Annotated in this window: 18 protein-coding genes and 1 riboswitch; of the genes, 9 read left to right on the top strand and 9 right to left on the bottom strand. The window is 71.7% G+C overall.

Annotation, left to right across the window (positions count from 1 at the left end; all coding sequences use genetic code 11):
* Positions 1-236: 236 nt before the first annotated feature.
* From C4B68_RS29685 to C4B68_RS29675, 3 genes are all read right to left on the bottom strand, one after another.
* Positions 237-632, bottom strand: a complete 396-nt coding sequence (locus tag C4B68_RS29685) for a DUF3040 domain-containing protein (protein WP_099500999.1) — start codon at positions 630-632, stop codon at positions 237-239.
* Positions 633-1033: 401 nt separating this feature from the next.
* Positions 1034-1861: a methyltransferase gene (locus C4B68_RS29680; RefSeq protein WP_099500997.1), complete on the bottom strand. Its 828-nt coding sequence runs from the start codon at positions 1859-1861 to the stop codon at positions 1034-1036.
* A 186-nt stretch (positions 1862-2047) separates the two neighbouring features.
* Positions 2048-2599: an SAV_6107 family HEPN domain-containing protein gene (locus tag C4B68_RS29675; RefSeq protein WP_099500995.1), complete on the bottom strand. Its 552-nt coding sequence runs from the start codon at positions 2597-2599 to the stop codon at positions 2048-2050.
* 209 nt (positions 2600-2808) lie between these two features.
* Here C4B68_RS29675 and C4B68_RS29670 point away from each other — a divergent pair, with 209 nt between their 5' ends.
* From C4B68_RS29670 to C4B68_RS29655, 4 genes are all read left to right on the top strand, one after another.
* Entirely contained in the window at positions 2809-3552 is a 744-nt protein-coding gene (locus C4B68_RS29670; RefSeq protein WP_099500993.1) for an ATP-binding cassette domain-containing protein, read from the top strand.
* Complete coding sequence (locus C4B68_RS29665; protein WP_099500991.1) at positions 3524-5608, top strand: YhgE/Pip family protein; 2085 nt, start codon at positions 3524-3526, stop codon at positions 5606-5608. The genes C4B68_RS29670 and C4B68_RS29665 overlap by 29 nt, the downstream gene beginning before the upstream one ends.
* 35 nt (positions 5609-5643) lie before the next feature.
* Positions 5644-6273 (top strand): TetR/AcrR family transcriptional regulator, encoded by a 630-nt coding sequence (locus C4B68_RS29660; RefSeq protein ID WP_099501179.1) that lies wholly within the window; start codon positions 5644-5646, stop codon positions 6271-6273.
* 618 nt (positions 6274-6891) lie between these two features.
* Entirely contained in the window at positions 6892-8385 is a 1494-nt protein-coding gene (locus C4B68_RS29655) for a phytoene desaturase family protein (RefSeq protein ID WP_099500990.1), read from the top strand.
* A gap of 86 nt (positions 8386-8471) precedes the next feature.
* Here C4B68_RS29655 and C4B68_RS29650 read toward each other — a convergent pair whose 3' ends face one another.
* The 6 genes from C4B68_RS29650 to C4B68_RS29625 form a co-directional block, all read right to left on the bottom strand.
* Positions 8472-9413: an SCO2102 family sporulation regulator gene (locus tag C4B68_RS29650; RefSeq protein WP_099500988.1), complete on the bottom strand. Its 942-nt coding sequence runs from the start codon at positions 9411-9413 to the stop codon at positions 8472-8474.
* A gap of 57 nt (positions 9414-9470) precedes the next feature.
* Positions 9471-10394 (bottom strand): methylenetetrahydrofolate reductase [NAD(P)H], encoded by a 924-nt coding sequence (metF, locus tag C4B68_RS29645; RefSeq protein ID WP_099500986.1) that lies wholly within the window; start codon positions 10392-10394, stop codon positions 9471-9473.
* Between the two features lie 214 nt (positions 10395-10608).
* A complete protein-coding gene (gene thiE / locus C4B68_RS29640) occupies positions 10609-11283 on the bottom strand; it encodes a thiamine phosphate synthase (protein WP_099500985.1) in 675 nt (224 codons plus the stop codon).
* A gap of 99 nt (positions 11284-11382) precedes the next feature.
* Positions 11383-11748 (bottom strand): Rv2175c family DNA-binding protein, encoded by a 366-nt coding sequence (locus C4B68_RS29635; protein WP_099500983.1) that lies wholly within the window; start codon positions 11746-11748, stop codon positions 11383-11385.
* Positions 11749-11964: 216 nt separating this feature from the next.
* Positions 11965-13197, bottom strand: a complete 1233-nt coding sequence (locus C4B68_RS29630; RefSeq protein WP_240634523.1) for an NAD(P)/FAD-dependent oxidoreductase — start codon at positions 13195-13197, stop codon at positions 11965-11967.
* A gap of 32 nt (positions 13198-13229) precedes the next feature.
* Complete coding sequence (locus C4B68_RS29625; protein WP_099500979.1) at positions 13230-13634, bottom strand: avidin-fold protein; 405 nt, start codon at positions 13632-13634, stop codon at positions 13230-13232.
* Positions 13635-13686: 52 nt separating this feature from the next.
* Positions 13687-13799, top strand: a riboswitch (TPP riboswitch).
* On the opposite strand from C4B68_RS29625, the gene thiO reads away from it, so the two are divergent.
* The 5 genes from thiO to C4B68_RS29600 all read left to right on the top strand — a co-directional run bounded on the left by thiO (position 13797) and on the right by C4B68_RS29600 (position 19059).
* Positions 13797-15008 (top strand): glycine oxidase ThiO, encoded by a 1212-nt coding sequence (gene thiO, locus C4B68_RS29620; protein WP_240634522.1) that lies wholly within the window; start codon positions 13797-13799, stop codon positions 15006-15008. (Overlaps the previous riboswitch by 3 nt.)
* Positions 15005-15205: a sulfur carrier protein ThiS gene (gene thiS, locus C4B68_RS29615; protein WP_099500977.1), complete on the top strand. Its 201-nt coding sequence runs from the start codon at positions 15005-15007 to the stop codon at positions 15203-15205. The genes thiO and thiS overlap by 4 nt, the downstream gene beginning before the upstream one ends.
* 3 nt (positions 15206-15208) lie before the next feature.
* Complete coding sequence (locus C4B68_RS29610) at positions 15209-16003, top strand: thiazole synthase (protein WP_099500975.1); 795 nt, start codon at positions 15209-15211, stop codon at positions 16001-16003.
* Positions 16004-16136: 133 nt separating this feature from the next.
* A complete protein-coding gene (gene pknB / locus C4B68_RS29605; RefSeq protein ID WP_099500973.1) occupies positions 16137-18089 on the top strand; it encodes a Stk1 family PASTA domain-containing Ser/Thr kinase in 1953 nt (650 codons plus the stop codon).
* Between the two features lie 100 nt (positions 18090-18189).
* Positions 18190-19059: a deoxyribonuclease IV gene (locus tag C4B68_RS29600; RefSeq protein ID WP_099500971.1), complete on the top strand. Its 870-nt coding sequence runs from the start codon at positions 18190-18192 to the stop codon at positions 19057-19059.
* Positions 19060-19067 lie beyond the last annotated feature (8 nt).

The following is a 19067-nucleotide window of genomic DNA, read 5'->3' as shown; positions in this document are numbered from 1 at the left end:
CACACGCCGCCGCGAAACCGCACGCCGCCGCGAAACCGCACGCCGCCGCGAAACCACATGCCGCCGCACAACATGACGGCGCGCGTTGGATTCCCCGCGGGCCCCGCCACGGGTCGGGCAGCCGATGCGCGGTTTCAGGGCGTCCCTGAGTTTCAGGGCGTGATGGAGGGGTGTCCACCCGGTTGGGCGGACACCCCCTCATGTGGGTGCGTGTCTTTGGCTGCGGCGCCCTGGGGCTAATGGCCCTCTTCGTCGCGGCGGCGCTGCCAGCGTTGTTCGATGCGGTCCATCAAGGAGCGGCGTTGCCTCGGGTGGTGCCGACGGGCGCCGGGTGCACCGGCGGCCGACTGTTCACCCGGCTTGGGGGCCTTGCGCCAACCGGTGACGGCGAGCACCGCACAGCCCAGCATGACGAGGAAGCCCACCACGCTGACCCAGATCTGCTGTGCGACCATTCCGGCCATGAGGAGCGCGATACCCACCAGGAAGCCGGCGACCGCCTGGTAGACCCGTCGCCGGGTGTACGTACGCAGCCCGCTTCCCTCAAGCGCTGTCGCGAACTTGGGATCTTCGGCGTACAGCGCTCGCTCCATCTGCTCGAGCATTCGCTGCTCGTGCTCCGAGAGCGGCACGGAGTCCTCCTCATCGTGCAGTCGCCGGGGCGACCGGGGGTCCCCTTCAGGATAGGCAGGGAATCGCCCCCGTGAAACCCGCCCCTCTACGCCAATTCGCCAACCGGAACCCGCCATGGCACCCCGATCCTCTGAGGCGTGCATTCCCCAGCGAACGGTCCGTCATGCCGGACGGCCTCCCTCGATCATACGGCGCCGGGCCCCCGATCGGGGGGTCTGTGGCGTACTCCATCTGCCGCCAAGCCCCTGATCAGCGCATCGCCCCCTTCTTTTGGCTCGTTCACCTCCGGGGCGCTCCCAGCCGGTTTCGAGATGCCGATCGTGCTCGACCCTTCGGGCCTCCGCGCGTTCGGCCTCTCGAAACCGGCGCGCCCCTGCGGCTCTCTCTCACGAGAGCCGGCTCAGCCCTCGGCCGGCCCCTGCGCCTCACCGAGCACATGGAGCTGCGTCGCCACGGACTGGAACGCGGGGAGCTCGGCCGCCGCGGCCTCCAACTTCAGCAGCGCCTCCACGGCCCCGGGCTCGGTGTCCACGAGAACCCCGGGCACCAGGTCGGCGAAGACCCGCACGCCGTGCACGGCACCGACACGCAGGCCCGCGCCCTCGACCAGGGCGGTGAGCTGTTCGGCGGTGAAGCGGTGGGGTACGGGATCGCCCTCGCCCCAGCGTCCGTCCGGGTCATCGAGTGCCTGCCTGGCCTCCTTGAAGTGCCCGGCGAGGGCGCGGGCCAGCACGGCTCCGCCCAGGCCCGCGGCGAGGAGGCTGAGGACGCCCTCGGGGCGCAGCGCGTCCACCACGTTGCGCACGCCCTCGGCCGGGTCGTCCACGTACTCCAGCACGCCGTGGCACAGCACCACGTCGTAGCCACCGCGCTCGACCACGTCGAAGAGGCCGTGTGCGTCGCCCTGGACGCCCTGCACACGGTCGGCGACGCCGGCCTCGGCGGCCCGGCGCTCCAGCGCGAACAGCGCGTTCGGGCTGGGGTCGACGACGGTGACGCGGTGGCCGAGGCGGGCCACGGGCACCGCGAAGTTGCCGCTGCCGCCCCCGGTGTCGAGTACGTCGAGGGACTCCCGCCCCGTGGCCTTGACCCGGCGGTCCAGGGCGTCCTTGAGGACCTCCCAGACCACGGCGGTACGAAGAGAAGCGCGAGGTCGAGAGGGGTCGGAGCGCAGCGACGCCGGTTGAGGGTGGTGGTGGGAGACGGGTGGGCGCATCGGGTCCGACACGGCAGTTGACTCCTCGGCGCGGCACCGCCTCTTGCGCGGCGGAGCGATCGGGCGGCCTCCCGGGCGGAGGCTTCAGGCGCCTCCACCCTATTGCCTCCGCGGCCGTGGCCGATCCTCCGTCCCACCCGGCGGATCGGGTGGGCGCGACGGGGGCACCAGCACAGCGGGCGGTGGCTCCGCTGCCGGTCAGCCGGCGTCCGGGACCTGCTGGTCTCCCTCCTGTCGTGGCTCCTGTCGTGGCTGCGGCAGGACGGGCTGCAGTACGAGCATGCGCTCGACGAGGCGCAGGAACATCGCCACGTCGCGCAGCAGGTCGTCGGCGTCGCGGCTGCTGGCCGCGCCCTGTATGCCCGCCTCGGCGCGGGCGCGGCGGGTCGCGCCCGAGGCGAACAGCGCGCTCCACTCGGTGAGTTCGGGCGCGATTTCGGGGAGCACTTCCCAGGCGCTCCGGATGCGGGCCCTGCGTCGGGGCGTGGTCTCCGGGCGTCCGCGCGCGGCGAGGACGGCGGCGGCGGTGCGCAGCGCGGCCAAGTGGGCTGTCGCATACCGCTCGTTGGGCGTGTCGAGTGCCGTCGCCTCGTCGAGTCCGGCGCGGGCCTGGGCGAGCAGATCGAGGGCGGCGGGCGGGGCCGTGGCCCGGCGCAGCACGGGGTGCACGTCGCTCGCCGGGCCGTTCAGTGAGGGGGCAGGGCCGGTGGCGCGGCGCCGGCGGGCGGCGGCCGCGGAAGAGCTGGCCATGACGAACCTCCTGTCGTCTGTGTGACGGCACTGTGGCCGTATGTGCCCATCGTGAGGTATGCCACTGACAATCCGTTCTGACCTGGCCTTTTGCTTCGATCGCAAGTTCGGGCTAGATTTTGCACTGACCAGTCAGTTCAAAAGTGGTTCCGCCACAGGCAGTGCCAGGGGATGGGGAAGCTGTGGACAGTCCGCATGGACCGGGCGTCATGGCCAGTCCATGCGGACTGGGCGTCACGGCCGAGGACTTCGGGCTCGCGGGACCCCGCGGCTGGGCTTTCCGCGGAGTCTCCTTCGACGCGGAGCCCGGCTCGCTGATCGCGATCGAGGGACCGTCCGGATCCGGCCGCACGTGCCTGCTGCTCGCGCTCACGGGCCGGATGAAGCCCACCGAGGGGACGGCCACCATGGGTGCGTCCAGGCTGCCGAAGCAGATGGCCGCCGTGCGGCGCGTGAGCGCGCTCGCGCACGTACCCGGCGTGACCGATCTGGATCCGGCCCTGACCGTGGGAGAGCACCTGCGTGAACGGGCGCTGTTGCAGCGGCGGTTCGGCGGCTCCCTGCGCGGGTTTCTGCGACCGCGCAGAGAGCGGGTCACGGAGACCGAGCTGCGGATCGACACCGCGCTGGCCACCGCCGGTCTCGACCGGGAGGCCCTGCCCAAGGGCTCCCGGACCGCCGTACGCGACCTGGAGCGGCTCGAAGCCCTGCGACTGTCCCTGGCGCTGGCGCTCATCGGCCGCCCTCAGCTCCTCGGCGTCGACGACACCGACCTGAAGCTCTCGGACGCCGAACGGACCGAAGCCTGGGCCCTGTTGAAGTCGCTCGCCGAGTCCGGCACCACGGTCGTGGCGGTGTGCAGCGAGGCCCCCGAGGGCGCCACCGTCGTCAACCCCCAGAAGAGCGGGCGGAAGGAGACGGCCGATGCGCTCGCCGAAACTGGCCGCGCTTGAGCTCAGGCGCTTCGGCCGGGGCAGGCTGCCGCGCGCCGCGCTGGCCGCGCTCCTGTTGCTGCCCCTGCTGTACGGCGCGCTCTACTTGTGGTCGTTCTGGGATCCGTACGCCCGTCTCGACCGCATCCCCGTGGCGCTGGTGAACGACGACGAGGGGGCCACGGCCGCGGGCAAGAAGGTCTCGGCGGGCGACGACATCACCAAGGGGCTGCGGGACAGCGACGTCTTCGCGTGGCACGAGGTGGGCGCCGCCGAGGCCCGCCGGGGCGTCGAGGACGGCACGTACTACCTGTCGCTGACGGTGCCGGGCGACTTCAGCGAGAGGATCGCGTCCAGCTCCGGCGACGTGCCGGAGACGGGCGCGCTCCAGGTGCGTACGAACGACGCGAACAACTACATCGTCGGGCAGATCTCCCGGACGGTGTTCAGCGAGGTGCGCACGGCCGCGTCCACGAAGGCCTCGCGGTCGTTCCTCGACAAGATCTTCATCTCGTTCTCGGACATCCACGGGGCGACCGTGAAGGCCGCCGAGGGGGCCGACCGGCTCAAGGACGGGATCGGCAAGGCGAAGCAGGGCGCCAAGGATCTCGCGGACGGTCTGGAGGAGGCCAAGAAGGGCAGCGGGAAGCTCTCCGGGGGCCTGAAGAAGCTCAACAAGGGCGCGGGCGACCTGGAGGACGGTTCACGCCAGGTCGCGGAGGGCACGCAGTCGCTGGCCGACAAGGTCAACGGGGCCGCGGACAAGGTGGGCCCCTTCCTGAAGGACAACGAGAAGTCGATCGGCGACACGGCCCAGCTCGTCGCCGACTCCGCCGCCGGGATCCGCCACAACCTCGACACCCTGGTGGAGACGGCTCCGGCCGCGGCCAAGGGAGCCCACACTGCCTCCGGCACGCTGAACACCGTCTACAAGGCGCGCTGCGAGACCCCGCCGGTCCCCGACCCCGCGTGTCCCGGCCTGAAGAAGGCCAAGGAGGCGGCCGCGGACGTGGCCAAGGTCGCCGACGACGTGAACACGCTGATCGACGACCAGGACGGCGACCTCGACACGCTCGACAAGAACCTGGCCACCCTCCAGAAGCAGGCCCAGGCACTCGCCGACCGCTCGCCGCACCTCTCCGAGGACCTCGACGACGCCGTCTCCGAGATCAACCAGCTGAACAAGGGCGCGGAGAAGGCCGCCAAGGGGGCCAAGCGGCTGCACACCGGGCTCGGCACGGCCAAGACCGGCGCGGCGGACCTCGACACGGGCGTCGGCGCGCTCAAGACGGGCGCAGGCGACCTCGACACGGGCATCTACAAGCTCGTCGGCGGCTCAGGGAAGCTCGTCGGCGGGCTGCACGACGGCGCCGACCAGATCCCCGACTACGGCAAGCGGGACCGCGACCAGCGCACCCAGGTCATGGCCAACCCCGTCCGGCTCGCCTCCCAGGACCTGCACAAGGCGCCCAACTACGGCACGGGCTTCGCCCCGTACTTCATCCCGCTGTCCCTGTGGGTGGGCGCGATGGTGGCGTACATGCTGATCCAGCCGCTCAACCGGCGCGCGCTCGCGGCGGGTGCCTCGGCCTGGCGCATCGCGCTGGCGGGCTGGCTTCCGGTGGCCGCCGTGGGGGTACTGCAGACGGCGGCCCTGATGGCCGTGCTCCACTGGGCGATCGGCCTGGAGATGGCGCGGGCGGCCGGGACGGTGGGCTTCCTGTTCCTGGTGACGGCGTGCTTCGCGGCGATCGTGCAGTGGCTGAACGCGCGCTTCGGAGCCGCGGGCCGGATCCTCGTCCTCGCCTTCCTGATGCTCCAGCTGACGTCGGCGGGCGGCACGTACCCCGTCCAGACCAGTCCGGGCTTCTTCAACGCGATCCACCCCTTCATGCCGATGAGTTACGTCGTCGAGGCCCTCAGGAGGCTCATCACGGGCGGCGGCCTGGGGCCCGTCTGGCAGGCGTGCGCCGTCCTGATGGCCTTCACCGCGGGGGCCCTCGCGCTCACCACCCTGTCGGCGCGCCGCAAGCAGGTGTGGACCCTCGACCGGCTGCACCCGGAGCTGAGCCTGTGACCACGCAGGCGACGGCTCCTGTGACAATCGGGGCCATGGAAAGCAGCAGCACCACCATCGGCGGCGGCAGCCGTCGCGAGGCGACCCGGCAGAAACTCTACGAGGCGGCCGTCACCCTGATCGCCGAACAGGGCTTCTCCGCCACCACCGTGGACGAGATCGCCGAGCGCGCCGGGGTCGCGAAGGGCACGGTCTACTACAACTTCGCGAGCAAATCGGTTCTCTTCGAAGAGCTGCTGCGGCACGGCGTGGGGCTCCTGACCGCCTCCCTACGGGAGGCGGCGGAAGAGACCGCGCGGAACGGCGGCAGCAAGGTCGACGCGCTGGACGCGATGATCCGGGCCGGGCTCGTCTTCATCGACCGCTATCCGGCCTTCACGCAGCTGTATGTCGCCGAGCTGTGGCGCACCAACCGGGCCTGGCAGTCCACGCTGCTGGTGGTCCGGCAGGAGGCGGTCGCGGTCGTCGAGGGCGTCCTGCGCGACGGGGTGGCGAACGGCGAGCTCAGCGACGAGATCGACATCCCGCTGACGGCGGCCGCGCTGGTCGGCATGGTCCTGGTGGCCGCCCTGGACTGGAAGGCCTTCCAGCCGGAGCGTTCCCTGGACGACGTCCACGCGGCGCTGTCGCGGCTGCTGCAGGGGCGCGTGAGCGGCAGCCGCTGAGGTCGGACCGGCGGGGACCGGCGACAGCCGTTGATCCCGGGTCGGCGGACGCGGAGCCGAGCCGGCAGACGCGGAGCCGAGCCGGCAGACGCGGAGCCGAGCCGGCAGACGCGGAGCCGAGCCGGCAGACGCGGAGCCGGGCAGGCGGACGCGGAGCCGATACGGCAGCCACTGCCCCTCGCCGGCGGACGCACACGAAAGCGCCGGTCCGACGTGGCCGCATCCCCCACGGGCCATCTCGAACCGGCGCTTCGCCGTGCTCCCCCGTACTCCCCCGTTGGGCCCCCGTGCGGTCGTCCCCCGGGTTCCCCCGTGCCTCGCTCCCGCCGACAGCGTCGGCGGAAGGAGCGGTCAAGGGCGCGAGAGCCGTTCCGCCGCCCCGTGTCGGCGGTGCCGGAGCCGCGCCCCTTTCCGTGTCTCCACTCTCTCGTTCACGCAGGTCGGACCCCATCCGCGCGCGTACTCAACTCACTCACTAGGTACGGATACTCAGACCTGCGCACTCACGCCCAGAACGGACCGTTGCGCGCTGGTGACGATCGCGTCCGTGTCGGTACTCCCCCTGGCCGGGTACCTGCGGATTCGGGGCTGTCAGTGGTGGCCGATAAAGTCCCCGGCATGGGACGGATTGCGGTGATCGGCGCCGGGATGGGCGCGATGGCGGCCGCCGCCCGGCTGGCCGTCGCGGGCCACCGGGTGGTGGTGTACGAGCGTGGGGCGACGTACGGCGGTGCGGTGCGCCGCTTCGAGCGCGACGGCTTCGCGTTCGACATGGGCCCGGCACTGCTGCCGCTGCCCGCGGTCTACCGCGACCTCTTCATCAAGACAGGCAAGCAGCCACTGGAGGAGTGCGTCGAGCTGGTCCAGGTTGACCCGTCGTCGCGGCATGTCTTCGCCGACGGCACGGAGGTGTCGCTGCCGAACGCCTCGCGTGCCGGAGTCGTCGGCGCGCTGGACGAGGCGCTCGGAGCGCCCGCGGGCGCGCGGTGGGGCGACTTCCTGGTGCGGGCCCGCGAGGCGTGGGACCGCACGCGCCGGCCGCTCCTGGAGGAGCCGCTGTGGCCCAACTGGTCGGTGCTCGCCGAGCGCGAGCCCTACCCCTCGGTGCCGCACAAGAAGCTGCTGCGCACCCGGCGGGCCACCACCCTCGCCGAGGTCGCCGCCTGGGAGCTGCGCGACCCGCGCCTGACGGCCCTCCTGGAGGGCACCGCCCTCGCGTACGGGCTCGACCCACGCGTCACCCCGGCGAGCGCCGCCGTGCTGCCCTATATGGAGCACGCCTTCGGCAGCTGGTATGTGCGCGGAGGCATACGGGAGTTGGCGCGCGCGGTGTACGAGCGGTGCCTCGCCCGCAAGGTCGAGTTCCGCTTCGAGACCTGCGTCGAGCGGATCGTCGAGAAGGACGGCCGGGCGGCGGGCGTGGAACTCACGGACGGCACGGTCGCGGACGCCGACTTCGTCGTGGCGGGGGTGGCGCCCGGCGCGCTGGACCGCCTCGCCCCAGGGACGGCGATACGCGCGGAGGGCGAGGTCCCGCCGCGGCGCGGGGCGCCCAGCCGGCTGACCGTGCTGCTGGCGCTGCGCGGTGGACGGCCCGAGGGGGTGGCGCATCGGACGGTGGTCCACGCGGGGGACCGCGAGGAGGAGTTGGACCGGCTCTTCGGTGAGCGCTCGGGACTCCCGGCCGCGCCCACGGTCACGGTGTCGCGCCCCGACGACCCCGCGCTCGTACCGGACGCGGAGCACGAGGCGGTCACGCTGACCGTGTCCGTGCCTTCGGGTCTTCCGGTGTCCGAGTCGGATGTGGAGCGGGTCCTCGGCGTCACCGAGCGTGCCATACCCGGGCTCCGCGACCGCCTTCTGTGGCACGAGGTCCGCACCCCGGCCTACATCGCGGAGACGACAGGGGCCGACGGCGGCGCGGTCCCCGCCCCGGCGCTCGCCGCGGCGGACGGCCGTCTGCTGCACCCGTCGAACGGCACGCGCATGCCGGGCCTGTTCGCGGCGGGCGGCTGGGCGCACCCCGGCGGCGGCCTCCCGCACGCGGGCATGTCGGGCGCGCTGGTCGCCGGGCTGATCGTGGAGGGACCGGAGTTCCGGGGCTCGCAGTAAGCACACGGGCGCGCTGAGGGGGCGTACGGCCCGCACGAGGGGGCGTGCGCTCCCGACGAGGGGTCGTACGGCCCTGGCGGGCGCCGTCAGTACCGGTACTGCTCGTCGTACCCGGCGCCGTTGCCGTTGGTGTTGCCCTGGTACGGATACGGCTGCTCGGGCGGGAGTTCACCGCCGTACGGGTCGTCGGTGGTGCGCTGCTGCGGCACCCAGGAACCCGCGGCCGGGGTTTCGCCGCCGTAGGTGCCGGAGGCGTACTGGTCCTGGCCGTAGCCCTGCTGCTGCATGTACTGCTGCTGATCGCCGCCGTACGTGGTGTCGTACGAGGCGCCGGTGTACGTCTGCGTGCCGATGTACGGGTCGGAGTAGGCGGCGTACTGCTGCTGGCCGTTGTCGTAGCCGTACTGCTGCTGGTCGTACCCGGAGTAGCCGTCGTACGCGTAGGCCTGCTGGTCCTGGGACTGGGCGGCGGACGCGTAGGACTGGTCGGTGGCCGCCGCGTACGCGGTGTCGCTGTAGACGCCGTACGAGCCGGTGTCGTCGGGCAGCGGCTGCGGCTCGTACACGGCGGTGCTCTCGGCGGCCGCGGGCTCGGCGGATCCCGAGGGCATGAAGCGGTCGGACTGCGCCGGCGCGAAGACGTCGTCCTCGGCGTACTCGTCGTCCTGCCGGTAGGACGCGCCGCCGGTCGCCTCGAGGTCGGAGACCTCCAGCATCGGGTCCTGCTCGTCCGGCTCGCCGCGGCGGCGCTTGCTGGGCTTGCCGGGCGCGGAGTGGCCGTTGAGAGCCCAGCCCTGAGCGAAGCCGCGGCGGAACGACAGGGTGACGTACGTCTGGCCGACGGCGAAGGCGGCCGCGCCCAGGCCGATGACCACCACGGAGGGCATCAGCACACCGAGGACCACGCCGAGAAAGCCGGCGAAGGCGAGTAGCCGGTAGCGCAGCCGCGCCTTGTACTGCAGCAGCACCTCGCCGAGCAGCCACAGCGCGACGATGCCGAAAGCGATATAGAGGACCGTCCAGCCCATGTACGCCCCTCTCCCAGGTGCCCGCTACGCAGTGTGTCGTACGCGAGTGCGACGGGTCTAGGTCTGCTGTGGGTGGTGCAGGCCCAGATTCTCGTAGATTTCCAGCGTCGCCGTGGAGTTGTTGAGTGTAATGAAGTGCAGTCCGGGGACTCCCTCGGCCAGCAACCTCGCGCAGAACTCCGTCGCAAACTCAATGCCAATGGAGCGTACAGCCGCCGGATCGTCTTTGGCTGTGAGGATCCGCTCTTTCAAGGCGTCCGGGATCGAAGCGTTGCTGAGCTGTGGAAGTCGTTCCAGCATCTTCACACTCGTCACCGGCATGACCTCCGGGATGACAGGTGTCGTACAGCCGGCCGCCACCACCCGGTCACGCAGGCGCAGATACGACTCCGGGTGGAAGAACATCTGCGTGATCGCGTAGTCGGCGCCGGCGCGGCACTTGTCGACGAAGTGCGCGACGTCCAGGTCCCAGTCCTCGGAGCGCGGGTGCATCTCAGGGAAGGCCGCGACGCCGACGCAGAAGTCGCCCGACTCCTTGATGAGACGGACGAGTTCGGCCGCGTAGGTCAGACCGCTGGGGTGCGGCACCCACGCGCCCATCGGGTCGCCGGGCGGATCGCCGCGGACCGCGAGCATATTGCGGATACCGGCGTCCGCGTACTGGCCGATGATGTTGCGCAGTTCCGCGATGGAGTGGTTGACCGCGGTGAGGTGGGCGACCGGAGTGAGCGTCGTGTCGGCGACGATCTGCTCGGTCTCCTTGACCGTGCCCGCGCGCGTCGAGCCGCCGGCTCCGTAGGTGACGGAGACGAAGTCGGGCGCGACGGCCTCGACTCTCCGGAGGGCGTTCCACAGGTTCCGCTCGCCCTTGGGGGTCTTCGGCGCGGAGAACTCGAACGAGTACGTCGTCTTGCCGGTCGCGAGCATGTCGCGCACGGTGCGTGCGCGATCAGTCCTGGTGGACGCAGATCCGAGGGCCATACTCGCAGGTTAGCCAGGGTGCGCCGGTCCCCCAACCGAACCAATGAGAATTGCCCGATTTGCCGACTTCTTGTCCACCCCTCGGACACCTGCCGGACAGCCGTGCCGCGCGACGGCTCCCCGCGACAACTGCTCGTGACGGCTACGTGGCAGCTGCCGTGACGGCTACGTGACAGCTGCTCGCGACATCTGCCCTGACGACCGGTCGTGACGACTACAGGTGACGCAGCCGCTTCGCGAACTCTTCCGCCGCCGCTCCCGGGTCGTCCGCCTCGGTGATCGCCCGTACGACGACGACGCGGCGGGCGCCCGCCTCCAGCACCTCATCGAGATGGCCGAGGTCGATGCCGCCGATCGCGAACCAGGGGCGGTCGGTGCCGAGGGAGGCCGTGTAACGGACCAGGCCGAGGCCGGGCGCGTGGCGGCCGGGCTTGGTGGGGGTCGGCCAGCAGGGGCCGGTGCAGAAGTAGTCCACGCCCTCCTGGACGGCGGCGGCCGCGGCCTCGGACTCGGAGTGCGTGGAGCGGCCTATCAGGATGTCGTCGCCGAGGATGGCGCGGGCGGCGGGAACCGGGAGGTCGCCCTGGCCCAGGTGGAGTACCTCGGCTCCGGTCGGGTGCGTGGCGCGGGTCGCGTGGGCTACGTCCGCCCGGTCGTTCACCGCGAGCAGCGTGCCGTACATGTGGCACTTGTCGGCGAACAGCTCCAGGTATTCGAGTTCCTCGGCCGCCTCCAGGCTCTTGTCACGCAGCTGCACGATGTCGACGCCGCTCTCCAGGACCGCGTCCAGGAACTCGGCGAGATCGCCCTGGCACTTGCGGGCGTCGGTGCACAGGTAGACGCGGGCGTCGGCGAGCCGGGCGCGCGCGGTGGCGGCGGTCTCGGACACGCGTGTGTCCCCCCTTGTCTGTCGGTGGCGTACGGACCACGGTGGCCGGGCCGGGGGCCGTGGCGGGCGTGGTCCGTACGCCGGACGGTCTGTCTCAGGTCAGACGGCGAGCGCCTGGGCGCGGCGCTTCACCTCCGTGCCGCGATTCTCGCTCAGGGCCTGCGCGGGGGTGCCGGGCAGGGTCGGGTCGGGGGTGAAGAGCCACTCGAGCGCCTCTTCGTCGGAGAAGCCGTCGTCCCGCAGGAGCGTCAGGGTGCCGGACAGGCCCTTGACGACCTTGTCCCCGTCGATGAAGGCGGCGGGAACGTGCAGCGCGCGGTTCTCACCACGGCGTACGGCGATCAGCTGGCCCTCCTTGACCAGCTGCCGGACGCGGGTCACCTCGACGCCGAGCTGTTCGGCGATGTCGGGGAGGGTGAGCCAGGCGGGGACGAGAGCATCGATCTTTGCGTCAATCTCGGTCACGGGACAAGCCTGCCATCTCGGACTGACACTCGGTACCCGAGTCTCCCCTGGGGCGGGGTCCTCGCTCCCGCGATCGGGTGGGTTTCGGCCCGCCGTCGCGGCGGGGAGGGGACACGCCCGGGTCCACCGGGTGCGGCTCCCCCGGGCGCGGTTCCGCCTTCGGCGAACCGGGGCCTGCCGCCGCTCGGCTACGCCGTGTCCGACTTCAGCGCTCGGCTACGCCGTGGCCGACTTCAAAGGCCTCGACGGGTCCGTCAGCAGTTCCGTGTTCATCGGGGTGCCCGACTCGATCAGGCGGCGGCCCTGGGCCAGGTCCCGGGGACGGCCTACCGCCAGAAGGGCGACGAGGCGGGTTTCGCGGAGCCAGCAAACCGTCCAGGCGGCGCCGGTGGGGTCGCCGCGCCAGAGGGTCGTGTCGGCGGGCGCGTGGTGGCCTACGTACTGCACGAAGCGGCCGAACTGCTCGGACCAGAAGTACGGCACGGGGTCGTAGGCGAGGGGGGCCTCGCCGATGATGTTCGCGGCGACCGTGCGCGGGCCCTGGAGGGCGTTGTCCCAGTGGTGGACCAGCAGGCGTTCCTCATACCTTCCCGAAGGGAAGGAGGCGCAGTCGCCGACGGCGTAGACGTCCGGTTCGGAGGTGCGCAGGTGGTCGTCGGCCACGATCTCGCGGTGGGCGCCCAGCACGATCCCGGACCCGGCGAGCCAGGATGTCGCGGGGCGTGCCCCGATGCCGACGACGACCGCGCCCGCGGGCACCCGGGTGCCGTCGTCGAGGACCACGGCCCCCGGCTCGACGTGTTCCACGCGCGCGTGCGTTCGCAGCGAGGCCCCGCTGTCCGCGTACCAGGACACCATCGGCGCGGCCACCTCGGCGGGCAGCGCCCCGGCGAGCGGCCGGTCGGCGGCCTCGACGACCGTCACCGCGCACCCCGCCTCCCGCGCTGCCGTGGCGAACTCGGCGCCGATCCAGCCGGCCCCGACGACCACGATGTCGTGCTGCTGGGCGAGGACGGGACGCAGCCGCTCGGCGTCGTCCAGGGTGCGCAGCAGATGAACCCCGGGCACGCCCTCCGCGCCCGGCAGCCGGATGGGCTCCGCGCCGGTCGCGATGACCAGGACGTCGTACGGCACGGGCCCGGTCTCGGTGTCCAGCTCATGGTCCCCAGAGCGCACGCCGAGCGCCTCACGCCCGAGCTGCAGGTCGATGTCCAGCGCCTCGAAGTCGACGTCGAAGGCGGAACCCTCGGCCTTGCCGAGCAGCACGGCCTTGGACAGCGGCGGCCTGTCGTACGGCTGATGGGGCTCCGCCCCGATCAGGGTCACGCTCCCGGTGAAGCCCTGTTCGCGCAGGGCGACCGCGGTCTGCACGCCGGCCATGCCGGCGCCCACGACGACGACCCGCTGTGCCGTACTCGCCTGTGACTGCGCCTGCGTCTGCTCGTTCACCTGATCACCATAGACAACTGACAATTCGTCAGTCAGGGGGCGTGCTCGGTGACCTGTTCCACCACGCTCGTCCCGCTGCCCGTCCGCGACTCCCATTCCCAGGCCTCCTCCAGGCGTACGCGCCCGTCGGGCAGCTCCACCACGCGGGACACGCAGTGCCCCGACGAGGTGCCGCCGTCGCGCTTCAGCTGCACGTACCGGACGTCGAGGCGGTCGCCCGCACGGGTACCCACGAGATGGCCACGTACGACATCGCCGCCCGCGTACTCGGCCCAGATCTCGCCGTCCTTCTCGTGGTAGGTGAAGCGGGTACGGGTGCCCACCTGACCTGGTGCCTGGTCGGCGACCGGGGCGAGGACGAGACCGTCCAGAGATCGATGGGGCGGGGCGGAGCCCCTCGTTTGAGCGTGGTGGTGGGAGACGAGAGGGCGGGCCATGGACGGGGGCTCCCTTACAAGGTCGGCGCTCTGCGGGCTAGGGTGGCCAACGTAAAGCACTCGCGGGAGCCCGGACGCACCGGGCTGAGAGGGAGGCTGGGCGGCCTCCGACCGTACGAACCTGATCCGGGTCATGCCGGCGAAGGGAGGGGCTGGACGCCCATGTCGCCTACACATCCGTCACGTCTGTCGCATCCGTCGCAGTCGTCACGGACATCAGACGGATCAGACGTCCTTGTCATCGGGGGCGGGATCATCGGCCTGGTGACGGCCTGGCGGGCCGCGCAACGCGGATTCACCACCGCTCTCGTGGACCCGGAACCCGGCGGCGGCGCGGCCCAGGTGGCCGCCGGAATGCTCGCCGCCGTCACCGAACTGCACTACGGCGAGCAGACCCTGCTGGGCCTCAACCTCGCCTCTGCGCGCCGCTATCCGGACTTCGCCGCCGAGCTCACCGAGGCGACGGGCCAGGACCTCGGCTACCGCCAGTGCGGCACGCTGGCCGTCGCGCTGGACGCCGACGACCGCGCCCATCTGCGGGAACTGCATGCCCTGCAACACCGGTCGGGGCTCGACTCGGAGTGGCTGAGCGGTCGCGAGTGCCGCCGTCTGGAGCCGATGCTCGCGCCCGGCGTACGCGGCGGTCTACGGGTCGACGGCGACCACCAGGTCGATCCGCGCCGGCTCGCCAAGGCCCTGGTCACGGCGTGCGAGCGGGCCGGAGTGGTGTTCCACCGGACGTGGGCGGAGCGGCTGACCGTCGTACGGGACCGGGCGGCCGGAGTGGTCACCACGGACGGCACCGAGCTCGCCGCGGACCAGGTGGTGCTCGCCGGAGGCAGCCTCAGCGGGCGTCTGGCGGGGGTTCCCGACGACGTACTGCCACCCGTGCGCCCCGTGAAGGGGCAGGTGCTGCGGCTGACCGTGCCGAAGCGGTACGCGCCCTTCCTGAGCCGTACCGTCCGTGCCGTCGTCCGCGGAAGCCATGTCTATCTGGTGCCGCGCGAGAGCGGCGAGCTCGTCGTGGGCGCGACCAGCGAGGAGCTGGGCTGGGACACGACGGTGACCGCGGGCGGCGTGTACCAGCTGCTGCGCGACGCCCATGAGCTGGTTCCGGGCATCACCGAACTGCCGCTCACGGAGACGCGTGCGGGACTGCGGCCCGGCTCGCCCGACAACGCGCCGCTGCTCGGCCCCACCGAACTGGACGGCCTCCTGCTGGCCACCGGGCACTATCGCAACGGCGTCCTGCTCACGCCCATTACCGGCGACGCGATGGCGCACGTCCTGACCACCGGCGAACTCCCCGACGAGGCCCGCCCCTTCACGCCCCGGCGCTTCGGCGCCGCCGCCGTCACGGAGCAGCCCGCATGAACGTCTTCGTCAACGGAGAGCGACAGCGCATCGCCGAGGGCACCGCTCTCGACGCGCTCGTCGCCACCCTCACCGCCGCGCCGTCCGGTGTCGCCGCCGCGCTCAACGAAACCGTCGTCCCGCGCGCGCAGTGGTCGTCCACCGCCCTCTCCGAGGGAGACCGTGTCGAAGTCCTCACCGCCGTCCAAGGAGGCTGACCCATGGCCGACGATCCCTTCGTCCTCGGCGGTACGTCCTTCTCGTCCCGTCTGATCATGGGTACGGGCGGTGCGCCCAGCCTCGACGTGCTGGAGCGCTCGCTCGTGGCGTCCGGCACGGAACTGACGACGGTCGCGATGCGGCGTGTGAACGCCTCGGTGCACGGCTCGGTGCTGTCCGTTCTCGACAAGCTGGGCATTCGGGTGCTGCCCAACACCGCGGGCTGTTTCACCGCGGGTGAGGCCGTGCTGACGGCTTGGCTCGCGCGGGAAGCGCTCGGCACGGATCTGGTCAAGCTGGAGGTCATCGCCGACGAGCGGACACTGCTGCCCGATCCGATCGAACTGCTCGACGCGGCGGAGACACTGGTCGACGACGGCTTCACCGTGCTGCCGTACACGAACGACGATCCTGTGCTGGCGCGGAAGCTGGAGGACGTCGGGTGCGCCGCGATCATGCCGCTCGGGTCGCCCATCGGGTCCGGGCTCGGGATCCGGAACCCGCACAACTTCCAGCTGATCGTGGAGCACGCGCGCGTGCCGGTGATTCTGGACGCAGGGGCCGGGACCGCGTCCGATGCCGCGTTCGCCATGGAACTGGGGTGTGCGGGTGTGATGCTCGCCTCAGCCGTGACGCGGGCGCAGGAGCCTGTTCTCATGGCGGAGGCCATGAAGCACGCGGTGGAGGCGGGGCGACTCGCCCGGCGTGCGGGGCGCATTCCCCGACGGCACTTCGCCTCGGCGTCGTCTCCCACGGAGGGCCTGGCCCAGCTGGATCCGGAGCGGCCCGCGTTCTGACCTTCGGCCGGCCTTTGGCCGGAAGCGTTCTCGCCAGGGGCGGCCGCGGCATGCGTCACAGGTCCGCTGCAGTCGCGCCCCGGTATCGGGCGAACGGGGTGTCGTGACAGTGGCGGCTCGTAGACTCCCCTGCGTGGACACGACCCTTCAGGACCCGCTTGTCGGGCAGATGCTCGACGGCCGGTATCGCGTCGACGCACGCATCGCGGTCGGCGGGATGGCCACGGTCTACAGGGCCCTGGACACCCGCCTCGACCGCGTGCTCGCGCTCAAGGTGATGCACCCGTCGCTGGCCGCCGACGGTTCCTTCGTCGAGCGCTTCATCCGCGAGGCCAAGTCGGTGGCCAGGCTCGCGCACCCCAATGTGGTGCAGGTCTTCGACCAGGGGACGGACGGGTCGTACGTCTATCTGGCCATGGAGTACATCGCCGGATGCACCCTGCGTGACGTCCTGCGCGAGCGCGGCGCCCTGCAGCCGCGGGCCGCGCTCGACATCCTGGAGCCGGTACTCGCCGCGCTCGGCGCCGCGCACCGCGCCGGGTTCGTGCACCGCGACATGAAGCCGGAGAACGTCCTGATAGGGGACGACGGCCGGGTCAAGGTGGCGGACTTCGGCCTCGTACGGGCCGTGGACACCGTGACGCATACGACGGGAGCCGTCCTCGGCACCGTTTCGTACCTCGCCCCCGAGCAGATCGAGCACGGCACCGCCGACCCCCGCGTCGACGTCTACGCGTGCGGGGTCGTCCTCTACGAGATGCTCACCGGCGACAAGCCCCACTCCGGCGACTCCCCCGCGCAGGTGCTCTACCAGCACCTCCACGCGGACGTACCGCCGCCGTCGGCCGCCGTGCCGGGGATGCCGTACGAGCTCGACGAGCTGGTCACCACGGCGACCGCCCGCAATCCCGAGGTGCGCCCGCACGACGCGGCGGCGCTGCTCGGCCAGGTCCTGGGGGCGCGGGCCGGACTCACCGACGAGCAGCTCGACGCCGTACCGCCGGGGGCTCTTGCCGCGGGCCACGACATCGCCGAGGACCGTACGAGCGTGATCCCGCGCTCGCTGACCGTGCCGCGCCTGCTGCCGGTGAACGAGGACGAGCACGAGGACGACAACTCCGGCCTCGGCCGGACCAGCCGGTTCGAGCACACCAGCCGGTTCGAATCCGCGCCGGTCGCCCCCTCGCGGCGCGCCCCGCGGCACCAGCGCGGGGTGCTCGCGGTGGTCGCCGCCATCGTGCTGGTGCTCGGCCTCGGCGCGGGCGTCTGGTACATCAACTCCGGCCAGTTCACCAGGGTCCCGGCGATCCTCACCAAGACTCAGGCCGAGGCCGAGGACCGGCTGGCGAAGGCCGGGCTCGACGTCGGTGAGGTCAAGCACGAGTACAGCGACACCGTGAAGCGCGGCACCGTCATCCGCACCGACCCGGAGATCGGCGCCCGGATCCGCGACAACGACTCCGTGACGCTGACCATCTCGGACGGCCCGGAGACGGTGAAGGTGCCCGATCTGAAGGGCTTCGCCCTCTTCAAGGCGAAGGAAGTGCTGAAGGACAACGGCCTCGCCGCGGGCATGGTCACCCGGGAGTTCGACGAGGACGTCCCCAAGGGCTTCGTGATCCGCACGGACCCGGACTCGGGCACGAAGCGGCGTGCCGGTTCGGCCGTCGCCCTCACCGTCAGCAAGGGCAGCCCGGTGGAGGTGCCCGAGGTCACGGGCTCGTCCGTCGAGGACGCCACGGCGGAGCTCCGGGAATCGGGCCTGAGGGTGAAGATCTCCCCGGAGACGGTCACCTCGGAGTTCGACAGGGGCGAGGTCGCCGAGCAGTCGCCGGGCGCGGGCCGCGAGGCCGCCGAGGGCGACACGGTGACGCTGACGGTCTCCAAGGGCCCCGAGATGGTCGAGGTCCCGGACGTCGTGGGCGACAGCGTGGAGGACGCGACGCAGGAGCTGGAGGCCGCCGGGTTCGTGGTCGACGTGGACCGCGGGCTGCTCGGGCTCTTCGGGGACGAGGTCAAGAGCCAGTCGGTGGAGGGCGGCGAGACGGCGCCCAAGGGGTCGTCGATCACCATCGAGGTCCGCTGAGGCGGTCCGTCGACATCCGCTGAGGCCGTCCGACGTCCATTGAGGCCGTCCACGAGGTCCGCCGACCGGGCCCCCGAAAGCACGTGACACCCTGAAGGGTGTGACCAGCAAGCAGCTCCGCAACCCCGTAGGCGGCCATGTCCCCGTGGCCGGCGGCCTCAACTCTGTCGGCCTCTCCTATGCCCGCGAACTCAAGGCCGAGACGGTCCAGGTCTTCGTCGCCAACCCGCGCGGCTGGGCGACGCCCGCCGGAATCCCGCGTCAGGACGAGGAGTTCCGCGCCGCCTGCGCCGCCGAGTCGATCCCCGCGTACGTCCATGCCCCGTATCTGGTCAACTTCGGCTCACACACCGAGGCGACGGTCGAGAAGTCGGTGGAGTCGCTGCGGCACTCACTGCGGCGCGGGCGGGAGATCGGCGCCCTGGGTGTGGTCGTGCACACCGGGAGCGCCACCGGCGGCCGGGAGCGGGGCGTCGCCCTCAAGCAGGTACGTGAGCACATGCTGCCGCTGCTGGACGAGCTGACCCACGACGACGACCCGTACCTCCTCCTGGAGTCGACGGCCGGTCAGGGTGCCTCCCTGTGCTCGCGCACCTGGGACTTCGGGCCGTACTTCGAGGCGCTCGACGCCCATCCGAAGCTCGGCGTCTGCCTCGACACCTGCCACGTCTTCGCGGCGGGCCACGATCTGACCGGGCCGAGCGGGATGCACCAGACCCTCGACCTGCTGGTCGACACGGTCGGCGAGGGCCGGCTCAAGCTGATCCACGCCAACGACTCCAAGGACGTGGTCGGCGCCCACAAGGACCGGCACGCCAACATCGGCTCCGGCCACATAGGCGAGGACCCGTTCCGCGCCCTGATGACCCACCCCGCCACTGAGGGCGTACCCCTGATCATCGAGACGCCGGGCGGGAAGGAGGGGCACGCCTCGGACGTGGAGCGCCTGAAGAAGCTGCGCGACGGCTGACGTCCGGA

Origin of the sequence: Streptomyces dengpaensis (genome assembly GCF_002946835.1) — a bacterium.
Lineage (GTDB): Bacteria > Actinomycetota > Actinomycetes > Streptomycetales > Streptomycetaceae > Streptomyces > Streptomyces dengpaensis.
The sequence above is the reverse complement of the archived record's forward strand: the minus strand, read 5'-3'. Positions and strand labels throughout refer to the sequence as shown.

Coding starts and splice junctions, on each gene's coding strand:
- C4B68_RS29675 (WP_099500995.1), bottom strand. CDS start 2,599: ATGGCCAGCTCTTCCGCGGCCGCCGCCCGCCGGCGCCGCGCCACCGGC.
- C4B68_RS29670 (WP_099500993.1), top strand. CDS start 2,809: ATGGCCAGTCCATGCGGACTGGGCGTCACGGCCGAGGACTTCGGGCTC.
- C4B68_RS29665 (WP_099500991.1), top strand. CDS start 3,524: ATGCGCTCGCCGAAACTGGCCGCGCTTGAGCTCAGGCGCTTCGGCCGG.
- C4B68_RS29660 (WP_099501179.1), top strand. CDS start 5,644: ATGGAAAGCAGCAGCACCACCATCGGCGGCGGCAGCCGTCGCGAGGCG.
- C4B68_RS29655 (WP_099500990.1), top strand. CDS start 6,892: ATGGGACGGATTGCGGTGATCGGCGCCGGGATGGGCGCGATGGCGGCC.
- C4B68_RS29650 (WP_099500988.1), bottom strand. CDS start 9,413: ATGGGCTGGACGGTCCTCTATATCGCTTTCGGCATCGTCGCGCTGTGG.
- metF (WP_099500986.1), bottom strand. CDS start 10,394: ATGGCCCTCGGATCTGCGTCCACCAGGACTGATCGCGCACGCACCGTG.
- C4B68_RS29625 (WP_099500979.1), bottom strand. CDS start 13,634: ATGGCCCGCCCTCTCGTCTCCCACCACCACGCTCAAACGAGGGGCTCC.
- thiO (WP_240634522.1), top strand. CDS start 13,797: ATGTCGCCTACACATCCGTCACGTCTGTCGCATCCGTCGCAGTCGTCA.
- thiS (WP_099500977.1), top strand. CDS start 15,005: ATGAACGTCTTCGTCAACGGAGAGCGACAGCGCATCGCCGAGGGCACC.
- C4B68_RS29610 (WP_099500975.1), top strand. CDS start 15,209: ATGGCCGACGATCCCTTCGTCCTCGGCGGTACGTCCTTCTCGTCCCGT.